This is a genomic window from Kitasatospora sp. NEAU-CNBT7 (assembly GCF_057220535.1).
In genome coordinates this window covers 215,411-235,905 of sequence record NZ_JBXQQB010000001.1, presented here as the reverse complement: position 1 = coordinate 235,905, position 20,495 = coordinate 215,411, and the positions used below count along the sequence as shown (strand labels likewise).

General features: G+C 71.2%; 14 protein-coding genes, 1 tRNA gene and 1 pseudogene. 9 read left to right on the top strand and 7 right to left on the bottom strand.

The annotated features are described in order from the left end of the window. Positions 1 to 4: 4 nt before the first annotated feature. The 3 genes from dnaJ to dnaK all read right to left on the bottom strand — a co-directional run bounded on the left by dnaJ (position 5) and on the right by dnaK (position 3,687). Entirely contained in the window at positions 5 to 1,153 is a 1,149-nt protein-coding gene (gene dnaJ / locus AC2TEW_RS01085) for a molecular chaperone DnaJ (protein ID WP_484621349.1), read from the bottom strand. A gap of 90 nt (positions 1,154 to 1,243) precedes the next feature. Further along, the gene (gene grpE / locus AC2TEW_RS01080; RefSeq protein ID WP_484621348.1) at positions 1,244 to 1,849 is read right to left on the bottom strand and encodes a nucleotide exchange factor GrpE; all 606 of its coding nucleotides are present in this window, start codon (positions 1,847 to 1,849) and stop codon (positions 1,244 to 1,246) included. Further along, a complete protein-coding gene (gene dnaK, locus AC2TEW_RS01075; protein ID WP_033818292.1) occupies positions 1,846 to 3,687 on the bottom strand; it encodes a molecular chaperone DnaK in 1,842 nt (613 codons plus the stop codon). The genes grpE and dnaK overlap by 4 nt, the downstream gene beginning before the upstream one ends. 328 nt (positions 3,688 to 4,015) lie before the next feature. On the opposite strand from dnaK, the gene AC2TEW_RS01070 reads away from it, so the two are divergent. The 5 genes and pseudogenes from AC2TEW_RS01070 to AC2TEW_RS01050 all read left to right on the top strand — a co-directional run bounded on the left by AC2TEW_RS01070 (position 4,016) and on the right by AC2TEW_RS01050 (position 10,986). Further along, the gene (locus tag AC2TEW_RS01070) at positions 4,016 to 6,232 is read left to right on the top strand and encodes a (Fe-S)-binding protein (RefSeq protein ID WP_484621347.1); all 2,217 of its coding nucleotides are present in this window, start codon (positions 4,016 to 4,018) and stop codon (positions 6,230 to 6,232) included. Positions 6,233 to 6,376: 144 nt separating this feature from the next. After that, on the top strand, positions 6,377 to 7,525 hold the full coding sequence (locus AC2TEW_RS01065) for a LamG domain-containing protein (RefSeq protein ID WP_484621346.1): 1,149 nt from the start codon (positions 6,377 to 6,379) through the stop codon (positions 7,523 to 7,525). 203 nt (positions 7,526 to 7,728) lie between these two features. Then, positions 7,729 to 8,793 (top strand): annotated as a pseudogene (gene manB, locus AC2TEW_RS01060) (mannose-1-phosphate guanylyltransferase); the annotation flags it as partial. A gap of 223 nt (positions 8,794 to 9,016) precedes the next feature. Then, positions 9,017 to 9,937 carry a Yip1 family protein gene (locus AC2TEW_RS01055; protein WP_484621345.1) on the top strand — a complete coding sequence of 307 codons (921 nt, stop codon included), beginning with the start codon at positions 9,017 to 9,019 and terminating at the stop codon, positions 9,935 to 9,937. A 146-nt stretch (positions 9,938 to 10,083) separates the two neighbouring features. Beyond that, positions 10,084 to 10,986 (top strand): alanyl-tRNA editing protein, encoded by a 903-nt coding sequence (locus AC2TEW_RS01050; RefSeq protein WP_484621344.1) that lies wholly within the window; start codon positions 10,084 to 10,086, stop codon positions 10,984 to 10,986. A 122-nt stretch (positions 10,987 to 11,108) separates the two neighbouring features. Here the strand turns inward: AC2TEW_RS01050 and dcd are convergent, their stop codons facing one another. Next, entirely contained in the window at positions 11,109 to 11,684 is a 576-nt protein-coding gene (dcd, locus tag AC2TEW_RS01045; protein ID WP_033817696.1) for a dCTP deaminase, read from the bottom strand. Between the two features lie 95 nt (positions 11,685 to 11,779). Beyond that, entirely contained in the window at positions 11,780 to 12,001 is a 222-nt protein-coding gene (locus AC2TEW_RS01040; RefSeq protein ID WP_484621343.1) for a hypothetical protein, read from the bottom strand. A gap of 258 nt (positions 12,002 to 12,259) precedes the next feature. Here AC2TEW_RS01040 and AC2TEW_RS01035 point away from each other — a divergent pair. From AC2TEW_RS01035 to AC2TEW_RS01020, 4 genes are all read left to right on the top strand, one after another. Continuing rightward, positions 12,260 to 12,333, top strand: a tRNA-Gly gene (locus AC2TEW_RS01035). A gap of 477 nt (positions 12,334 to 12,810) precedes the next feature. Further along, a complete protein-coding gene (locus AC2TEW_RS01030) occupies positions 12,811 to 13,722 on the top strand; it encodes a LamG domain-containing protein (RefSeq protein ID WP_484621342.1) in 912 nt (303 codons plus the stop codon). Positions 13,723 to 14,100: 378 nt separating this feature from the next. Continuing rightward, complete coding sequence (locus AC2TEW_RS01025; protein ID WP_484621341.1) at positions 14,101 to 15,522, top strand: cellulose binding domain-containing protein; 1,422 nt, start codon at positions 14,101 to 14,103, stop codon at positions 15,520 to 15,522. A 205-nt stretch (positions 15,523 to 15,727) separates the two neighbouring features. Next, positions 15,728 to 17,254, top strand: a complete 1,527-nt coding sequence (locus AC2TEW_RS01020; RefSeq protein WP_484621340.1) for a polysaccharide deacetylase family protein — start codon at positions 15,728 to 15,730, stop codon at positions 17,252 to 17,254. 84 nt (positions 17,255 to 17,338) lie between these two features. Here the strand turns inward: AC2TEW_RS01020 and AC2TEW_RS01015 are convergent, their stop codons facing one another. After that, positions 17,339 to 18,811, bottom strand: coding sequence for a glycosyltransferase (locus tag AC2TEW_RS01015; RefSeq protein WP_484621339.1), 1,473 nt, complete (start codon positions 18,809 to 18,811; stop codon positions 17,339 to 17,341). After that, a complete protein-coding gene (locus tag AC2TEW_RS01010; RefSeq protein WP_484621338.1) occupies positions 18,808 to 20,079 on the bottom strand; it encodes a nucleotide sugar dehydrogenase in 1,272 nt (423 codons plus the stop codon). The genes AC2TEW_RS01015 and AC2TEW_RS01010 overlap by 4 nt, the downstream gene beginning before the upstream one ends. Positions 20,080 to 20,495: the final 416 nt, after the last annotated feature.

The window sequence follows — 20,495 nt, the reverse complement described above, 5'->3', positions numbered from 1 at the left end:
CCGGTCACGCTCCCTCCGCCGCCCGGAACAGGGCGGCTCGCGGGTCGTCGGAGGCCGTGGCCTCGCGGTACTGCTCCAGTGCGGTCAGCGCGTCGCCCTCGACGTGCTTGGGTACCACGACCTCCACGGTGACCAGGAGGTCGCCGCGGGTGCCGTCCTTGCGGGTGGCGCCCTTGCCCCGGGCCCTCAGGGTGAGGCCGTTGGCGCTGCCGGCGGGCAGCTTGAGCTTCACCGGGGGGCCCTTGAGGGTCGGCACCTCGATGGTGCCGCCCAGCGCCGCCTCGGGGAAGGTGACCGGCACGGTGACCGTCAGGTTGTCGCCCTTGCGTCCGAAGACGGGGTGGGCGTCGACGTGCACGGTGACGTAGAGGTCGCCGGGCTGGCCGCCGCGCTCGCCCTGGGCTCCCTTGCCCTTGAGCCTGATCCGCTGGCTGTCCTGGACCCCGGCCGGGATCCGGACCTGCATGGTGCGGGCCGAGCTGGCCCGGCCGCTGCCGTGGCAGACGGTGCACGGGTCGTCGACGATCATGCCGCGGCCCTTGCAGTCCCGGCACGGCTCGGAGAGCGCGAAGGCGCCCTGGCCCCGGCTGACGGTGCCCGCGCCGACACAGGTCGGACAGACCCGCGGGGTGGTGCCGGCCTTGGCGCCGGTGCCGCTGCAGGTGCGGCAGGCGGCCTGGCTGGTCATCCGCAGCGGGACGGTGGCGCCGTCCACCGCCTCGTCGAAGCCGAGCGTGACCTCGGTCTCCACGTCGGCGCCGCGGCGCGGCTGGGGCTGCCGCCCGCCGCGGTTGAACAGCCCGCCGAACACGTCGCCGAGCCCGCCGCCGCCCGCCTGGCCGGCGCCGGTGAACAGGTCGCCGAAGTCGAAGCCCTGGCTGCCGTTGCCGCCCGGGCCGGCCCGGAAGCCGCCCGCGCCGAACAGCGACCGCGCCTCGTCGTACTCCTTGCGGCGCTTGTCGTCCGACAGGACGTCATACGCCTCGGAGATGTCCTTGAAGCGGTCCTCCGCCTTGGTGTCGCCCTTGTTGGCGTCCGGGTGGAACTCCCGGGCGAGCTTGCGGTAGGTCTTCTTGATCTCCGCGGAGCTGGCGTCCTTGGGCACGCCGAGGACCTTGTAGTAGTCCTTCTCCACGTAGTCCTTGGTGCTCATGGCTGCCGCCACCTCCCGAAGTGCGTCCATACGGCGCTGCGGAGCCGTCCGTCGTACTCGACGACGTACGACTCCGCAGCGCACAGATTGTCAGTTGTCGCCCGCACCGTCAGCCTTGTCGGACTCCGAGTCCTCGGAATCCGGCGTGGCCGTGGTCTGCGTGCCCGGCTGGGGCTCGGCCACCGCGACCATCGCCGGGCGGATGACCCGCTCGCCGATCCGGTAACCCGGCTGCAGGATCTGCACACAGGTGTCCTCGGTGACGTCCGAGGAGTAGCTGTGCATCAGCGCCTCGTGCAGCGTCGGGTCGAAGGGCTCGCCCTCCTTGCCGAACTGCTGCAGGCCCAGCTTGGCCACGACGGTCTCCAGGTTGTCGGAGACCGACTTGAAGCCGCCGGTGACCTCGCCGTGCTCGCGGGCCCGGCCGATGTCGTCCAGGACCGGGATCAGGGCCTCCAGGATGTTGGAGACCGCGATCTCGCGGACCGTCAGCCGGTCGCGCTCGACCCGCTTGCGGTAGTTCTGGTACTCGGCCTGAAGGCGCTGCAGGTCGGCGGTGCGCTCGGCGAGCTCCCGCTTGGCGGTGGCCAGCTCCTCCGAGGTGCCGCCGGCGGCGGCCTCCTCGGCGGCCTTGATCACGGCCTCCTCGGCGGCGGAGTCGTCGCCGGGCTGCTCGCCCTGCGGCTTCTCCGTCATGCGGCACCACCCTTGGGCTTCTCGTCGTCGACGATCTCGGCGTCGACCACGTCGTCCTCGGCCTTGGCTGCACCCTCGCCGGCCTCGGCGGCGCCGCCCGCGGCGTCGGCGTTCGCGTAGAGCGCGGCGCCGAGCTTCTGCGCGGTGGTGGAGACCTTCTCGGTGGCCTCGCGGATCGCGGTGATGTCCTCGCCCTTGAGGGCTTCCTTCAGCTCGCCGATCGCGGTCTCGACCTCGGTCTTGACGTCGGCCGGGAGCTTGTCGGTGTTGTCCGCGATGAACTTCTCGGTCGAGTAGACCAGCTGCTCGCCCTGGTTGCGGGTCTCCACGGCCTCGCGGCGCTTGTGGTCCTCCTCCGCGTACTGCTCGGCCTCGCGCATCATGCGCTCGATGTCGTCCTTCGGCAGCGCGGAGCCGCCGGTGACGGTCATCTTCTGCTCCTTGCCGGTGCCCAGGTCCTTCGCGGCCACGTGCATGATGCCGTTGGCGTCGATGTCGAAGGTGACCTCGATCTGCGGCAGGCCGCGCGGCGCCGGCGGCAGGCCGGTCAGCTCGAACATGCCGAGCTTCTTGTTGTACGCCGCGATCTCGCGCTCGCCCTGGTAGACCTGGATCTGCACGGACGGCTGGTTGTCCTCGGCCGTGGTGAAGATCTCCGAGCGCTTGGTCGGGATCGTGGTGTTGCGCTCGATCAGCTTGGTCATGATGCCGCCCTTGGTCTCGATACCGAGGGACAGCGGGGTGACGTCGAGCAGCAGGACGTCCTTGACCTCGCCCTTGAGCACGCCGGCCTGCAGGGACGCGCCGATGGCGACGACCTCGTCCGGGTTGACGCCCTTGTTGGCGTCCTTGCCGCCGGTCAGCTCGCGGACGAGCTCGGCGACGGCGGGCATCCGGGTGGAGCCGCCGACCAGGACCACGTGGTCGATCTCGGACAGCTGGATGCCGGCGTCCTTGATGACGTTGTGGAACGGGTGCTTGCAGCGCTCCAGCAGGTCGGCCGTCAGCTGCTGGAACTGGGCCCGGGTGAGCTTCTCGTCCAGGTGCAGCGGGCCCTCGGCGGAGGCCGTGATGTAGGGCAGGTTGATCGAGGTCTCGGAGGACGAGGACAGCTCGATCTTGGCCTTCTCGGCGGCCTCGCGCAGACGCTGCAGGGCCATCTTGTCCTTGGACAGGTCGACGCCGTGGCCGGCGTGGAAGACCTTCACCAGGTGGTCGACGACCTTCTGGTCCCAGTCGTCGCCGCCGAGGTGGTTGTCGCCGTTGGTGGCCTTCACCTCGACCACGCCGTCGCCGATCTCCAGCAGCGAGACGTCGAAGGTGCCGCCGCCGAGGTCGAAGACCAGGATGGTCTGGTCGTCCTTGTCGAGGCCGTAGGCGAGCGCGGCCGCGGTGGGCTCGTTGACGATGCGCAGGACGTTGAGGCCCGCGATCTCACCGGCCTCCTTGGTGGCCTGGCGCTCGGAGTCGGAGAAGTACGCCGGGACGGTGATCACCGCGTCGGTGACCGTCTCGCCCAGGTACGCCTCGGCGTCCCGCTTGAGCTTCTGCAGGATGAAGGCGGAGATCTGCTGGGGGTTGAAGTCCTTCCCGTCCAGGTTGATCTTCCAGCCGGTGCCCATGTGGCGCTTCACCGAGCGGATGGTGCGGTCCACGTTGGTGACCGCCTGCCGCTTGGCGACCTCGCCGACCAGCACCTCGCCGTTCTTGGCGAAGGCGACGACGGACGGCGTGGTCCGAGCGCCCTCGGCGTTGGTGATGACCGTGGGCTCACCGCCCTCAAGAACACTGACGACGGAGTTCGTCGTACCGAGGTCGATGCCGACCGCGCGTGCCATCGTAAATACCTCCATGGAAGAAGTTGAGCTGTACGGACTCAAGGATGCACGACGGCCCCTCGAGCGTCAACAGCTATGAGTCCGTGTCGCTCAACTTTACTGCGTCCTTATCTCGCCGCCCCGGCGTGACCGGGGCTGGTCCGGTCGGGTGAGTCTGTCCTTAGTGACTGCCGCCATACCTTGAGCGTCTTATGGATCAGTGGTAAGGAGCGGTAGTGTCCGGCCCGTTGGGTCGGTAAGTTACCGATCAGTACAATCGGGGGGACCCCTTTACCCGTCCCCCCGTTTCAGACCGTGTGGGACACCAGCCGCTGGAGACGGAGAGCCGATGCAGCTAGCAGCGATCGTCATCTCGCTGGTCACGACTGTGATCGGCATCGCGCTCGCCGCCAGGGCGGCCGCGTACATCTACAAGGTGGTGAAGACCGGCCAGCCGGACGCCACCCGCACCGGGCAGCCCGTCCAGCGCGTGAAGACCGTGGCGGTCGAGTTCCTCGGCCACACCAGGATGAACCGCTGGGGCGTCGTCGGCGTCGCGCACTGGTTCGTCGCGGTCGGCTTCTTCACCCTGGTCAGCACCCTGGTCACCGCCTTCGGCCAGCTCTTCGACGCCGAGTGGGCGATCCCGCTGATCGGCCACTGGCTGCCGTTCGAGGTGTTCACCGAGCTGGTCGGCACCTTCACCACCCTGGGCATCGCCGTCCTGATCGTGATCCGGCTGCTCAGCCTGCCGTCCCGGTCGGGCCGCAAGTCCCGGTTCGCCGGCTCGATCGCCTGGCAGGCCTTCTACGTCGAGTACACGATCCTCGGCATCGGCCTGTGCATCATGATCCTGCGCGGCCTGGAGGGGGCGCTGGCCGGCGTCGACTCCTACGAGGCCGCGTACCTGGTCTCCTACCCGCTGGTGGCGGCCTTCCGCGGCCTGTCCCACGGGACGCTGGAGAACCTGATCTACCTGTTCGCGATGCTGAAGATCTCGATCTCCTTCGCGTGGGCGACCACCATCGGCATCAACCCGTCGATGGGCGTGGCCTGGCACCGCTTCCTCGCCTTCTTCAACATCTACTTCAAGCGCGAGGAGGACGGCTCCACCGCCCTCGGCGCGCTGCGGCCGATGACCAGCGGCGGCGCCCCGATCGACTTCGAGGACCCGGCCGACGACGCCGTCTTCGGCGTCTCCCAGGTCGAGCACTTCGCCTGGAAGGGCATCCTCGACTTCTCCACCTGCACCGAGTGCGGCCGCTGCCAGTCGCAGTGCCCCGCCTGGAACACCGGCAAGCCGCTCTCGCCCAAGCTGCTGATCATGAGCCTGCGCGAGCACGCCTTCGCCAAGGCGCCGTACCTGCTCGCCGGCGGCGGCAAGGACATGGAGGGCGAGGAGAAGGCCACCGCCGAGCAGCTGGCCGGCGTGCCCGCCGCCGCCCTCGCCGAGGCCGAGCGCCCGCTCATCGGCACCGCCGAGGAGGGCGGGGTCATCGACCCCGACGTGCTGTGGTCCTGCACCACCTGCGGCGCCTGCGTCGAGCAGTGCCCGGTGGACATCGAGCACATCGACCACATCGTCGACATGCGCCGCTACCAGGTGATGATCGAGAGCTCCTTCCCGACCGAGGCCGGGACCATGCTCAAGAACCTGGAGAACAAGGGCAACCCGTGGGGCATGGCCACCAAGGCCCGCCTGGACTGGGTCAAGGAGCTCAAGAAGGAGACCGGCATCGAGGTGCCGGTGATCGGCGAGGACATCGACCCCGCCGAGGTCGAGTACCTCTACTGGGTCGGCTGCGCCGGCGCGCTGGAGGACCGGGCCAAGAAGACCACCAAGGCCTTCGCCGAACTGCTGCACACCGCGGGCGTGAACTTCGCGATCCTCGGCAAGGAGGAGTCCTGCACCGGTGACTCCGCCCGCCGCCTGGGCAACGAGTTCCTGTTCCAGATGCTCGGCGCGCAGAACGTCGAGACGCTGAACGCCGCGCTGGAGGACGCCCCGGTCAAGCGGATCGTCGCCACCTGCCCGCACTGCTTCAACACCATCGCCAACGAGTACCCGCAGCTGGGCGGCCACTTCGAGGTCATCCACCACACCCAGCTGCTGCAGCACCTGATCGACGAGGGCCGGCTCGTCCCGGTCAACCCGGTCGAGGGCCTGATCACCTACCACGACCCCTGCTACCTGGGCCGCCACAACAAGGTCTACAGCCCGCCGCGCGAGATCATGGACAAGGTCCCGGGCCTGCGCCAGCAGGAGATGCACCGCCACAAGGAGCGCGGCTTCTGCTGCGGCGCCGGCGGCGCGCGGATGTGGATGGAGGAGCGGATCGGCAAGCGCATCAACAACGAGCGCGTGGACGAGGCGCTGTCGGTCAACCCCGACATCGTCTCCACCGCCTGCCCGTTCTGCCTGGTGATGCTCTCCGACTCGGTCAACGGCAAGAAGAACGAGGGCGCCGCCAAGGAGCACCTCAAGGTCGTCGACGTCGCCCAGCTGCTGCTGGAGTCGGTCAAGGCCGAGCCCGTCCCGGCCGAGCCCGAGCCCGTCGAGGCCTGATCCGCCGCGCCGGTACGGGAGACTGATCCCGCGTCACACCACGGCCCCGCCTGCCCCGTCCGGCAGCGGGGCCGCGGTGCGTCCCGGGCCGGCGCCGGCGGGCGGGCCGCGGCGCGGCGCCTGCGGTGCCCTAGCATTTCGGCCATGACTGATGGCGGGGGAATACCGGACGGCAGCGGTACCGGGGGCTTCCCCGGCGGGAGCACGGCGCCGGGCGGCGCCCGGGCGGCCTACCTGCCGCCGGTGACCAGCGCGACGCCCGACTGGGCGGCGCTGGCCGAGGACAACGAACGCGAACACCGGCGCCGCCGCCTGCTGAGGACCGGCGGCGCGGCCCTCGGCGTGGTGCTCGTCGGCGCCCTGGTGGCCACCGCCGTGCTGGCCGCCCGGCCCGGCGGGGACCGGCACCCCGCGGCCGCCCCCGCCTCCGCACCCCCGCTCACCCCGGACGGCGGCAGCGGCACCGGCAGCGCCCCGCCCGGCGCCTTTGCGACCGGCTCCGCGAGCGCCGCACCCGCCGCCTCCGCCGGCGGCCAGGCCGGCCCGTCCGGCGCCGCACCGACGCCGGGCCCCCGGACACCCACCAGCACGAACCCGTCCACAGGACCTGCGGCGCCCGGCGGTCCCGCCGCCCCGGCCCAGCTCGACGACCGCACCGGCGGCCACGGCATCACCCTCGCCCCGGCGGCCGCCGTCGGGCCGACCGACGGCCACAGCGGGCCGACCCTGGTGCTGCACGGCGGCGCCGACGGCTACGGCCAGAGCGCGGGCCCGGTGGTCGACACCGGCCGCAGCTTCACCGTCTCCGCGATGGTCCGCAACAACGCCCCGACCGGCGGCCGGGCCGTCGTCACCCAGGGCAGCGACAGCTACTACTCCTTCTACCTCGGCCGCGACTACTGGGACAGCCACAACCAGTGGGTGTTCAAGGTCCAGACCGCCGCCGGAGCCCAGGACAACACCACCTACCAGGCGTTCTCCCGCGGCAACGCCACCACCGGCCAGTGGACGCTGCTGACCGGCGTCTACGACGCGGCCACCAAGAAGATCCAGCTGTACGTCGACGGCCAGCTGGCCAACACCACCCCCGTCACCGGGATCTGGCAGGCCGGCGGCCCGCTGCAGATCGGCCGGGTCCGCTACAAGTCCGCCTGGACGGACTTCTGGGACGGGGCGATCGGCGACGTCCAGATCTGGGACCGGGCCCTTCCCGCCGGTGCCGTCGCGCAGCTGAAGGGAACCGGCGGCACCTCGGCCGGCGTCCCAGCCACCGCTGCCTGGCTGCTGCCCTGACCCGGCGCGCCCCGGCCGGGGCGCAGGCCCTCCCCCCGGGGTGCGGGCGGGATGCACCGAGAAGCCAAATATAGTAATCGCCAGACCCGTGACATGCGGGTTGCCGACCGTCCCCGGACAGTCGGCGCAGCGCACGTCAGTCGCGAGCCGTCAGCCCTGGGGCCCGGCCCGCGGACACGCCGGAACTTGGAGAAGCGCAGTCCATGACCGAGGCCATCATGCTGGTCGGTGGCAAGGGCACTCGCTTGCGCCCGCTGACCACCCACACGCCGAAGCCGATGCTCCCCGTCGCCGGCGTCCCGTTCATCGCGCACCAGCTGGCCCGCGCCGCGGCCGCCGGGGTCACCCGGGTCGTGCTCGCCACGTCCTACCTGGCCGAGGTGTTCGAGGACCACTTCCAGGACGGCAGCCCGTACGGCATCGAGCTGGTCTACCTCACCGAGAAGGAGCCGCTCGGCACCGGCGGCGCGATCCGCAACGCCGCCTCCGGGCTGACCTGCGGCCCCGACGAGCCGGTGCTGATCTTCAACGGTGACATCCTCTCCGGCGTCGACATCGCCGCCCTGCGCGACAGCCACCTGGCCGCCGGCGCCGACGTCACCCTGCACCTCACCCGGGTCGAGGACCCGCGCGCCTTCGGCCTGGTCCCCACCGACGCGGCCGGCCGGGTGCTGGAGTTCCTCGAGAAGCCCGAGACGCCCGAGCAGATCGTCACCGACCAGATCAACGCCGGGTGCTACGTCTTCACCCGCTCGGTCATCGACCGCATCCCCGCCGGGCGGGAGGTCTCCGTCGAGCGCGAGACCTTCCCCGAGCTGCTGGAGAGCGGCGCCCTGCTGCGCGGCGTGGTCGACACCTCGTACTGGCTCGACCTCGGCACCCCCGGCGCCTTCGTCCGCGGCTCCGCCGACCTGGTGCTCGGCAAGGTGGACTCCCCGGCCGTGCCCGGCCCGACCGGCGAGGCGCTGCTGCTGCCCGGCGCGGAGGTGGACCTGGGCGCGGTGCTCAGCTCCGGCACCGTGGTCGCCGAGGGCGCGAGCGTCGCCGCCGGCGCCATCATCGAGGGCAGCGTGATCCTGGCCGGAGCCGTGATCGGCCCGGACGCGTACGTCAAGGACTCGATCGTCGGTGCGTACGCCACCGTCGGCGCCCGGACCTCGCTGGACGGCGCCGTGATCGGTGACGGCGCCATCGTCGAGGCCGACAACGAGCTGCCCAGCGGCCTGCGGGTCGCCTGCGGCACCCTGCTGCCGGTCGGCGCGGTGCGCACCACGGCCGGCCCCGGCGGGTGCCCGGCCGGCCAGGTCTCGGCCGCCGCCGTGCACGGGAGCGGCCAGACCCGCTCCGAGGTCGCCAGCCGCTGACCGCACCGCGCCCGGGCCACCGGCCCGGGCCGGGCGGTCCGGCGGGTCGTCACAGGACGGCCCCAATCTCCCCACAGGGCCATGATCACCCGACGGCCGGTCAGCACGAGCGGGTACCGTCGATGGCGTGGCAGGTAATCGATACGACAGTGGGCAGGGCGGGGACCCCCGGCAGGGCTGGCCGGCACCGGGCGGCCCGGCGTCCCCGCACCAGGGGGGCGGCCCGACCGGGCAGCCGGAGTACTTCACCGCGGCCCGGGAGGCCTACCCGCAGCCCGACGCCCACCCGGCCGGCCCGGGCGACCCGTACGCGGCGGACCAGCCCGGACACACCCGCGCCTTCGCGGTCGGCGACGACCCGTACGGCCCCTACGACCCGTACGGCGCCCCCGCCGGGTACCCGGCCGGGCCGGACGGCTACGGCACCGGGCCCGACGGCTACGGCGGCCAGGACAACGTCGCGGTCTACCGGGCCGGCGGCCGCAGCACCCCGCCGCCGGCCGGCCCCAGGCTCGCCTGGCGGCCCCTGCTCGCCGGGATCTACCGAGAGCCCGCCCGCACCTTCGCCCGGACCCGCGACCACCAGGTCTGGCTGCCCGCCCTGTGCGTCTCGCTGATCTACGGCGTGCTCGCCGTCCTCGGCCTGGGCTCCACCCACAACGAGGTGGTCAACTCGACCTTCTCCGTCGCGGTGTGGGCCATCGCCGGCGCGGCCGTCGGCTTCACCCTGGCCGGCGCCGTGCTCGGCGCGGTCACCTACGCCCTGGCCCGCCAGTTCGGCGGCGACGGGCCCTGGCAGTCCACCGTGGGCCTGGCCGTGCTGATCGGCTGGACCACGGACGCGCCGAGACTGCTGCTGGCCCTGTTCCTGCCCGCCGACAACATGGTGGTCCAGGCCGTGGGCTGGGCCAGCTGGCTGCTCTGCGCGGTCCTGCTGACCACGATGGTCCGGCGGATCCACGACCTGCCCTGGGGCAAGGCCGCCGGGGCCGCGGCCCTGCAACTGCTGGCACTGCTCGTCCTGATCAAGCTGCCCACCCTGGGCTGAGGCGGACCGGCCGCGGCCCGGGCGCCGTGCCGGCCCGGCGGCGGGCGGGCCCCGCACACCACGGGCTATAGGCTGTTGGCTTTGCCCGCTTCCGCCCGTGCCGTCACGTCCGCGACCGCCGGCCCCACCGCGACCGGAGCCATCGAATGACCCTCCCCACCACGCACGTCAGCTTCCCGGCCGGCACGGTGCACGGCGAGTCGGAGATCCTCGCCGTGCACCTGCTCGCCGACGGGCGCCCGGCCGTGATCACCGCGGCCACGCCGTTCCACCCGCTCGACCACACCTGGCCCGACCAGCCCGCCGACCACGGCTCGCTGACCGTGGACGGCGTCGAGCACCCGGTGGTGGACTGCCTGACCGGCGCCGTCGGCCCGGACGGCGGCGAGGTCCTGGTGGGCGCCGACATCCCGGTGCGCCGCGGCGACGAGGACTGGTCCTGGCTGGTCCTGCACGTGCTGCCGCAGTCCTCCGCGGACGCCCTCGCCGCCGCGGCCGGCCGCACCGCCGAGCTGGGCGTCGACGCCCACCGCCGCGGCCTGCTGTCCGCCGCGCACAGCGGCTGCCACCTGCTCGCCCTCGCCCTCAACGAGGCCCTCGCCGCCCGCTGGCGCAAGGACCCGGGCCGCAGCGACGCCTTCGGCAACCCCGACTTCGACAGCCTCGCCATGGCGAGCTCGGTGATGGACACCGAGGCCAGCACCGACACCTACCGGCTGGGCAAGTCGCTGCGCAAGAAGGGCTTCACCACCGAGGCGGCCGACGACCTCCCCGCCCTCGCCGACGCCCTGCCGGCCGTCACCGAGGCCGTCAACCAGCGGCTCGCCGCCTGGGTCGCGGCCGACGCGCAGGTCCGCATCGAGGTCCCCGGGCCCGAGCTGACCGCCCGCCGCCGCTGGCAGTGCGAACTCCCGGCCGGCACCGCCGAGATCTTCTGCGGCGGCACCCACCTCCACCACCTCGGAGAACTCGCCGAGCTGCGCACCGAGTTGACCCTGTCCGAGGACGGCAGCGAACTGGTCGCGGTGACCCGCCCCAAGCGCGCCTGAGCCCCGTACGGCAGGGGCCGACGGGGACGGGGAGAACGCGAGGGGGGGAAGCACGACGAGGGGCGGCCGGGTGACCGGCCGCCCCTCGTCGTCGCCGCGTCCGTGCGGCCGATCCGCGCCGCTCAGATGTCGGTGCGGTGGAAGTTCAGGTGGGAGCGCGAGGCCGTCGGGCCGCGCTGACCCTGGTAGCGCGAGCCGTACCGCTCGGAGCCGTACGGGAACTCGGCCGGCGAGGACAGCCGGAACAGGCAGAGCTGCCCGATCTTCATACCCGGGTAGAGCTTGATCGGCAGCGTCGCGACGTTCGACAGCTCCAGGGTGACGTGCCCGTTGAAGCCGGGGTCGATGAACCCGGCGGTGGAGTGCGTCAGCAGGCCGAGCCGGCCCAGGCTGGACTTGCCCTCCAGCCGGGAGGCCACGTCGTCCGGCAGCGTGAGCCGCTCGTACGTCGCCGCCAGCACGAACTCGCCCGGGTGCAGGATGAACGCCTCGTCCCCCTCCGGCTCGACCAGCCGGGTCAGGTCCGGCTGCTCCTCCGAGGGGTCGATGTGGGGGTACCGGTGGTTCTCGAACACCCGGAAGAAGCGGTCCAGCCGGACGTCGATACTCGACGGCTGGACCATCGAGGGGTCGAAGGGGTCGATCACGACCCGACCCTTGTCGATCTCGGTACGAATGTCCTTGTCAGAGAGCAGCACGTCACCGAGGTTACGTGCACCGGCGGGCGCCCGACCAATCGTGCCCCCGCCCCGCGGGGGCGTGCTCGGGCCCGCCCGGACGCGACCAGGGTCGCTCAGGCCAGGAACTCGGCCGCCTCCAGCCGCAGCGCCCGGGCCAGCTGGGGCGCCGACAGCTCGTCCGGATCGGCCGGCACCGAGTTGCGCAGCCGCCCGCACCGCGGACAGCGGATCAGTCTCCCCGGACCCAGCCGGCCGGCACCGAGGTTCTGCATCGGGAACGTGGTGGTGCTGAACAGATGCCCCTCGGCACAACGAACGACGGTGCGCTGATCCATCGGTCCCCTTCCCGGTCTTCCCCGGACACCCTGCGCCCGGCGCGGCCTGCGCCCCGGCGACAGCGTCACATTAGGGGATGTTCCGGACATCACGCACAGCGGCTCGCCGCCCTCCACGCCGACCGGGCGGCCCACACGCTACGCCCCGGCGGGGCCCGCCGCACCGGCCCGGCGCCGCGTTCATGCCGGACGCCCGGACGGCTCCGCGGATGGGGTACAGTGGTGATCGATCGAGCGGTCACTGACGGCTCATCAGATGCGGGCGTAGTTTAATGGTAGAACATGAGCTTCCCAAGCTTATAGCGCGAGTTCGATTCTCGTCGCCCGCTCCAGCAGTGAAGCCCCAGGTCAACGGCCTGGGGCTTTTGCGTTGTCCGGGGCCGGTCGGAGCCGGTGGTCGGCCGGCGCTCCCTCGTCCGCCTTCCGGGCGCGCGGCAGGCTCGCCCGGAACCACGGCGCGGTGGCATTCCGGCCGGGCCGGAAGCCGTCGGCGGCGGGTGGTGAATCCGTTCCCGCGGCCATTTCCGGGCGGGGGGCGGTGATTACGCCGCGGGCGCCGGGAATGCGAATTGCCGGGGTGGGGACGATTGCGTCGTGAACGCCATCGCAAACCGGCGGAGCGGCGCCCCTTTCGGCCGTTTTGTCACCCGGCGACCTGGGCAGTGTCCGGTAGCCGGGACGGGGCGGCCCGCGGCGGCGGCGGGACGGCCGGAGTGGGCCCGGGATCTGCGGCCCCCCGGTGCTTGCGGATCCTCCCGGGTGGCCTAAAGTTTCGACCCATGGATAGTGCTGGGGGAAGTGGGGGAAACGTGAGCGGCGGCCAGGGCGGCAACGACGGCTGGGGCGCGCCGGGTTTCCAGCCGGCGATGAACGACAGCACCCCGGACTGGGCGGCGATGGCCGAGGCCACCGAACGCGAGGACCGCAGGAAGCGCCGGATGCGCATCGTGCTGAGCGTGGTCGGCGTGCTGGTGGTGGCCGGCATGGTGGCGACCGCGGTGGTCCTGCGCGGCACCGGCGGCAAGAAGCCGTCGGCCGACGACCAGCCCGTCGCGTCGGCGCCGAACTGCATCGCGCCTTCCCCCGCGGGTTCGAAGGGCGCCAACGACGTCCGCCTCGGTGCGGGCACCCACGTCGGCACCATCGACGGCCACAGCGGCCTGGCGCTGACCCTGCGCGGCAGCGCCGACGGCTACGCCGAGGCCGACTCGGTGGTGGTCAACACCTGCACGAGCTTCACCGTCTCCGCCGTGGTGCGCAACAACGCGCCGGAGCAGCCCCGGGCCGTCCTGTCCCAGGGCAGTGACGGATTCTTCTCCTTCTACCTGGGGCGCGACTTCCGCCCCGGCCACAACCAGTGGGTGTTCAAGGTCCAGACCGCCGCGGAGAGCGGCAAGGCCGTCCTGGCGGAGGCCCCCGGCTCGGTCCCGATCGGTGAGTGGACCACGCTGACCGGCGTGTACGACGCCAAGGCCGGCAGCATCGCGCTCTACGTCAACGGCGCCCTCGCGATGACCACCCCGGTGTCCGGGATCCTGTCCACCAACGGCCCGATCGAGATCGGCCGGGCGCGTTTCAAGTCGCACTGGGCCGACGCCTGGGACGGTTCGATCGCGGACGTCCAGATCTGGGACCAGGCGCTCACCCCGGAGGGGATCGCCCAGGTCGCCAAGGACCGCTCGACCGACGTCGCCGCACGCGCGACCTGGTTCCGGTTCTGACCTCCCGTTCCGGGTGGCCGGCCGGCCACCCGGAACGCCGCCGATTCGGCGGTCCGGCCGATACCGGTCCTGACCTCGGAATCTCCCCGCGCGGAGATATCTGACGGGAGATGAGTTTCCCCGCGCATTTCCGTCGCCGGAGGACATCGGCCCCGGAATTCTCGGGACGGAACCGGTCGGGGAGCGGGCGGTCCGGTGACTGCCGGTGCGTCACGGAATTGGCCGCGGTGCGCTGTTGAGCACGTCACATCGGAATTTCCGGTCCGCCCCCGGGGGCGGCGCCCGCACTGGCTAGGATGGCAGGCGAATCCGGTCAATTCTGAACATCATTTGAAGGCGCGCCCCCAGTAACGCGTCGCACCTGTGCTAGGAGCTCCCGTGGGATCTGCCCGCAGCGCGTCGCGTCGGCGCCTCTGGAACGTGCTCAAATTGCTGCTCCTGGTGATCGTGCTCGTTGCGGCCGGCAACGCGCTCTACCCGGCCTGGCGCGCCGCGCATCCCGATCCGAGCGATCTGACCATCCGGCACCGGACCGAGCCGACGGCCGTGGTCCCGGTGGCCAAGCCGTGGCTGGAGGTCATCAACAGCTCCAAGAAGGCGATCCCGCTCAACCAGGTGACGCTCCGGTACTACTTCACCGCGGACGGGGGCGTCCCGTACGGCTTCAACTGCGTGGAGGCCGCGGTCGGCTGCGCGAACATCGACGGCACCATCGTCGCGCTCGCCAACCCCTCGGACAAGGCCGACCACTACCTGGAGCTCAGCTTCACGGCGGGCGCCGGCAGCCTGCAGCCCGGTGTCAACAGCAAGGGCATCCAGCTGCAGCTCTACCGCCTCGACCACCAGGACCTGAACCAGGCCGACGACCGGTCGTTCGAGCCCGCCAACACCAGCTTCAAGCCCGCCAAGCTGGTCACCGCCTACATAGCCGGCAAGCTCGCCTGGGGCGACCAGCCCGCCGACTCCACCGCGGCCCCGGGCCAGCCGGCCGCCGCGGCGAGCCCGAAGCCGGCCGCGCCGGCCGGGATCGCGTTCGACAACTTCCACTACAGCGGTGCGACCGACCCGGCCCTGGTCAAGCACGGCTGGCGGATCCGGACCAGCAAGGGCGGCCCGGGCGTGGCCGACACCTGGTCGGCGGCCGGCGTCAGCTTCCCGGCCGAGCCCACCGCGCAGGGCGGACAGGCACTGCAGCTGAGGGCCAGCACCGACGGGACCAAGCAGGGCACCACCCAGGCCCAGGTCGACAACGCGGACACCGACTTCCTGACGGGCACCTACGCCGCCCGGATCTTCTTCAGCGACCAGCCCAGCAGCGGTCAGCCCGGCGACCACATCAACCAGTCGTTCTACACGATCTCCTCCAACGACTCGCTCTACAGCGAGCTGGACAACGAGTACATGCCGAACGGCGGCTGGGGTTCGCCCGGCCCGGTGCTGGACACCACCAGCTGGTACAGCGCCAAGAACGGCGACCGGGTGACCCGCCGGCACAACGCGAGCCTGCAGGGCTGGCACACCATCGTGATCACCGCCGTCAAGGGCGTCGCGACCTACTCGCTGGACGGCAAGGAGCTGTTCAGCAGCAACGGGAAGTACTTCCCGCGCCAGACGATGGGCGTCAACTTCAACACCTGGTTCGTGGACCTGCCCTTCAAGGGCCAGCGCAGCTGGGACATGAAGATCAACTGGTTCTACTACAACGCCAACCAGGCGATGTCCCAGGCGGACGTCGAGAAGACGGTCGCGGACTACTACAGCAGCGGCACCAACTACATCAACACCGTCCCCAAGTCCTGACCCGAAACTCCCCGGTCCCCGGGTCGCCGCCGGAACGCGACCCGGGGACCCGGTCCTCGAACCCGGGGACCGTACACAGAAGGACCGCCAGGGGCCGCGGAGAATCGTTCCGCTACGCTCCTCGGCTTGGGTGGGTGGAACGCAGCGGTCAGGACACCTGAGTGCGCGCGCCTTCCCCCGGTCCGATCGCACACAGGAGCCAACCATGAGCCACGAGCCGACCCGGAGCCCGTTCGGACTCCGCACGCCCCCCGCCGGGCTCCTGAGCGGTGTGAGCAGGCGCTCGGCTCTGCGGCTGGCCGGCGTCGGCGGGCTCCTCGCGGCCGGCGGCACCCTGCTCACCGGCTGCGGTGACGACCCCGCGGCCGGCTCCCCCGCGACGGCGGCGAGCACCGCCACGGCCTCGGCGGCAGCCACCGGCAAGCCCAAGGAGGCCGGTTCCGACCTGCCGATCCTCACCCCGGCCGGGTACAACCCCAGCAGCCGCCGGGCCACCTGGTCCCAGCAGTTCCAGACCGGACACGGCTGGTCGGCCGGCGGCGCGGGCACCGCGGGATACGAGCTCAACGACGCCTCGCTGTTCCTGCAGGGCACCCAGTCGGTGCGGGTCACCACCGACGGGTCCGGCCGGCAGTCCTACGTCCGCCGGACCGGGATGCCGAAGCTGGACCTCACCAACAAGATGATCAGGCTGACGCTGCGCGTCGACGACACCACCCACCTGCACAAGCTGGGCTTCTACCTGGGCACCGGCTCGCTGGCCAACAACTTCCAGTGGCAGTTCCACACCCACTCCACCAAGGCGGCCAACTACGTCCAGTCCGGCGAGTGGGTGGTGGTGCACCTGCAGTGGGCCGACGTCACCAACACCGCCGGGTCCTTCAGCCTCTCCCCGGTCGGGGTGCCGTCCGCCACCGCGGGGTTCACCGACATGTCGTTCGTGGCCTACGACGACGCGAACAGCCGGGTCACCTACCACCTGCAGTCGGTGGAGATCCTCCCGGACACCCGCACCACCTTCCCCCGCGGCGCGGTGTCCATCACCTTCGACGACTCCTACAGTTCGGTCTTCGACCTCGCCCGGCCGGTGATGAACGGCCACGGCTTCCCCGGCACGATGTACAACATCGCCCAGGCGGCCGGCACCGCCAACTACCTGACCATCGACCAGATGCGCACGATGCAGGAGTCCTCGGGCTGGGAGATGGCCGGGCACGCCTACTCCACCGCCGCCCACAACTCCGGCTACAACCAGCTCACCTCGCAGCAGGTGGACGAGGACATGGGCAAGCTGCGGGACTGGCTGACCACCAACCGCTTCAGCACCGAGAACTTCGCCTATCCGCACGGCGCGTTCCAGGAGACCTCGGACGGGGTCGGCGTCGACCGGATCGCCAGCCGGCACTTCAGCACGGCCAGGTCGATCATCTACGAGACGATCGAGTCGTTCGCCCCGGCGATGCCGTACCGGCTCAAGGCCCTCACCGGGCTCAACGACGGTGACAACGTGGGCGGTTCGACGCTCGCCGAGGTGACCGGCCCGGGCGGCAAGCTGGACCGCTGCGCGAAGAACGGGGACTGGCTGATCCTCTGCTTCCACGACATCGTGGCCGGCAGCCCGGTGGCCAGCACCCAGATCAGCCAGGCCGGCGTCACCAAGGTGATGGAGGCCATCGCGGCCCGCGGCATGCCGGTGGTCACCATCTCCGAGGCGATGAAGCACTATTCCTGACCCCGGTACGGAGCGAGGGGCTCCCGGGCGTGTGCCCGGGAGCCCCTCCTCGCGTTGTTCCCGGTGCCACGCCCCGGGGGCCGGTCAGGCCCGGCTGCCGCTCATGGCGGGCTCGGCCTCGTCCTCGTTCCACATGGCCGAGTAGTCCCCGCCCTGGCCGGACTGCACGGTGACCTCCACGCCGGCCTCGCGGGTGCCCCACTTGCCCTTGTTGAGGGTGACCAGGGCGTACATCCGCAGCGGTGTCAGCAGCGTCAGCTGGATCACGCCGTAGACCGGCGCCAGCATGAACATCCCGAACCGCTTGACCAGCCCCATGTTGCGCCGGGGGAAGTCGAGGTACCGGACGTTGCGCAGGTACCCCATCAGGACCATGAACATCAGGTAGTCGCCGACGTGGCGCATGAACCCGACCGGGTCGAGGATGGGGCTGACGACCAGCGAGTAGAGCATCGCGGTGCCGAAGACGAGCCACAGGCCCATCTCCATGACGGTGAGCCAGAACGCCGGCCGGGTGATCCGCTGGTTGCGCAGGGCCCACAGCGACTCCCGGAAGAACGACTTGTTCCACCGGACCTGCTGGCGCAGGAAGTGCGGGAGCTTCTCCGGGACGGCGGTGTAGCCGACGGCGGTCTCCTGGAAGACCACCTGACCCTCGGTGAGGCAGTAGTTGGTCATCCGCCGGTCGTCGCCGAACACCGCCGGCTTGCCCAGGAACTGCTGGTTCAGGAAGTCCGGGAGGTACTTGCGGACCAGGTCGCCGCGGTACGCGGAGAGCGCGCCGCAGCAGCACAGCACGGACTTCAGCTGGGAGTAGGCGGCCCGCTCGAAGAGGAACGAGTTGCCGTACCGCAGGTCCTGCAGGCGGGTGAAGATGTTGGCGTCGTGGTTGAGCGCCAGGACCATGCCGGTCGAGGCCATCACCCGGTCGTCGACCAGCGGGACGATCAGCTCGCGGACGGTGTCCCTGGTCAGCACGGTGTCCGAGTCGACGCACAGGAAGACGTCCGAGTACGGGGCGTCCAGGAAGCCGCGCGCCAGGGCCTCACGCTTGCCCCGGTTCTCGGGCTGCGCGCTCACCTTGAAGATCACGCCGGAGAGTTCGAACTCGCGGGCCATCCGACGGGCCACGGTGAGACCGCCGGGGTCGGCGCTGTGGTCGTCGATGATGTGGACCTCGTTGGGCAGCCGGCTCTGGGCGAGCAGGCTGCGCAGGCCCTGCTCGAACATCGACGGGTCCTCGTTGTAGATCGGCAGGACCGCCGTCACCCACATCTCGTCCAGGCGCTGGAGCTCGGCCGTGGTCGCCCGCCGCGGCCGGTAGAAGAGCGCCAGGAACATCTTGACCGACAGCAGCCCGACCGCGGCCAGCGAGTACAGGTGGACCGAGGAGGCGTCCATCTTGGTGGCGATGAACGCGGCCAGCGCCACGAACACCACGTACGAGACCTTCAGGTGCCGCTTCTTGCGGTGCCCCTGCCGGCCGCCGCGCCGCCGGGCAGGGGCCGCGGCGGAGGCGGGCAGGTCGCGCTCGCCGTCGTTGCGGTCGCGGCTCACAGCTGCACCGCCTTCGGGTGGCCGGTGGTCCTGCCGCGGGTGTCGAAGAGCAGCTCGGCGCGGTCGGCGAGGGCGTCCGGGTCGATGGTGCTGTGCGGCTGGAGCAGGATGGTCAGGTCGGCCTCGGCCGAGCCCGCCAGATAGTCCGTCACCCGGGCGACCGGCTCGCCGGCCACCGCCCAGTCGGCCACGTTGGGGTCGTAGTAGCGGACGTCGGCGCCACGGCGCCGCAGCTCGAGCGCGACGGCGGTGGCCGGGGTCTCCCGCTGGTCCGCTATGTCCGGCTTGTAGGTGACGCCCAGCAGCAGCACCCGGGCGCCGCGCACGGCCTTGGCCCGCTCGTTGAGCAGGTCGGCGGCCCGGTGCACGACGTGGACGGGCATCCGCTGGTTGATCTCCTGGGCCAGTTCGACGAACCTGAACGGGATGCCCAGCGACTTGACCTTGTAGGAGAGGTAGTTCGGGTCGATCGGGATGCAGTGGCCGCCGACCCCGGGCCCCGGGTAGAACGGGGCGAAGCCGAAGGGCTTGGTGGCCGCGCAGCGGATGGCGTCCCACAGGTCGACGTCGATCTCCCGGCAGAACATCGCCATCTCGTTGACCAGGGCGATGTTGACGTGCCGGTAGGTGTTCTCCAGGAGCTTGGCCATCTCCGCCTCGCGCGGACTCCTGGCCTCCACGACCTCGTTGACGAACCGCTCGTAGAACCCGCGGGCCGCCTTGGTGCACTCGGGGGTGCAGCCGCCGACCACCTTCGGGGTGTTCTCCAGGCCGAAGGACGGGTTCCCGGGGTCGATGCGCTCGGGGGAGAAGGCCAGGTGGAAGTCGGTGCCGGCCCGCATGCCGGTGGCCTCCAGGGCCGGGCGCACCACGTCGTCGGTGGTCCCGGGGTAGGTGGTCGACTCCAGGACGACCAGCGTGCCGGGCTGCAGGTGCCCGGCCACGGTGGCGACGGCGCTGTCCACCGCGCGCAGGTCCGGGGCACCGTGCTCGGTGAGGGGGGTGGGGACGCAGATCACCACGGTCTCGGCGGAGGCGATCACCGAACCGTCGGTGGTCGCCCGGAAGCCCTGCTCGCGCATGGCCGCGAGATCGGTGTCGGAGATGTCGTCGACGTGCGAGTGCCCGGTGTTGAGGCCGTCCACCACTGCGGCGCTGCGGTCGAGGCCGATCACCCGCAGTCCGGCCCGCGCGGCCCCCCGGGCCAGCGGAAGCCCGACGTATCCCAGGCCGATCACCACGAGATCGGCTTCTCTGCGGGACTTCATGACGCCTACTACTCCAAAGGTCTGGTCAAGAGACATAAAACGGTGCTCTGTCCGGTTCGCCGGAGGAATTTCCGCTCACGGCGCCTTTCGTCGCCCCCCGGAATATGTCGGATGTTCACGCTCGAAGTCCCGGTTCCGGCCGTGGATCATTCTCCCGGACCGGGCAGCGGTGCGATCCTTCCCACCCCCAAGACGGTCGCCGGGAGAACTACCCGACTTCCGTGAAGATGTTCGCACAGTGCTGTGGGGGCGGTCGGGGCAGGGGGGTGGGGAGCATGGTGATGCACATCACACGCGGCCGGGGGTCGGCCCGCTATGTCCGCCAAGCGGGCAGTTGATGCATAAACCGAAAGCTCGGGGTTTATTGTCCACATTTCGCCGGAAATGCGTCGACGGGGTGCGGGCGCCGGGGCAGA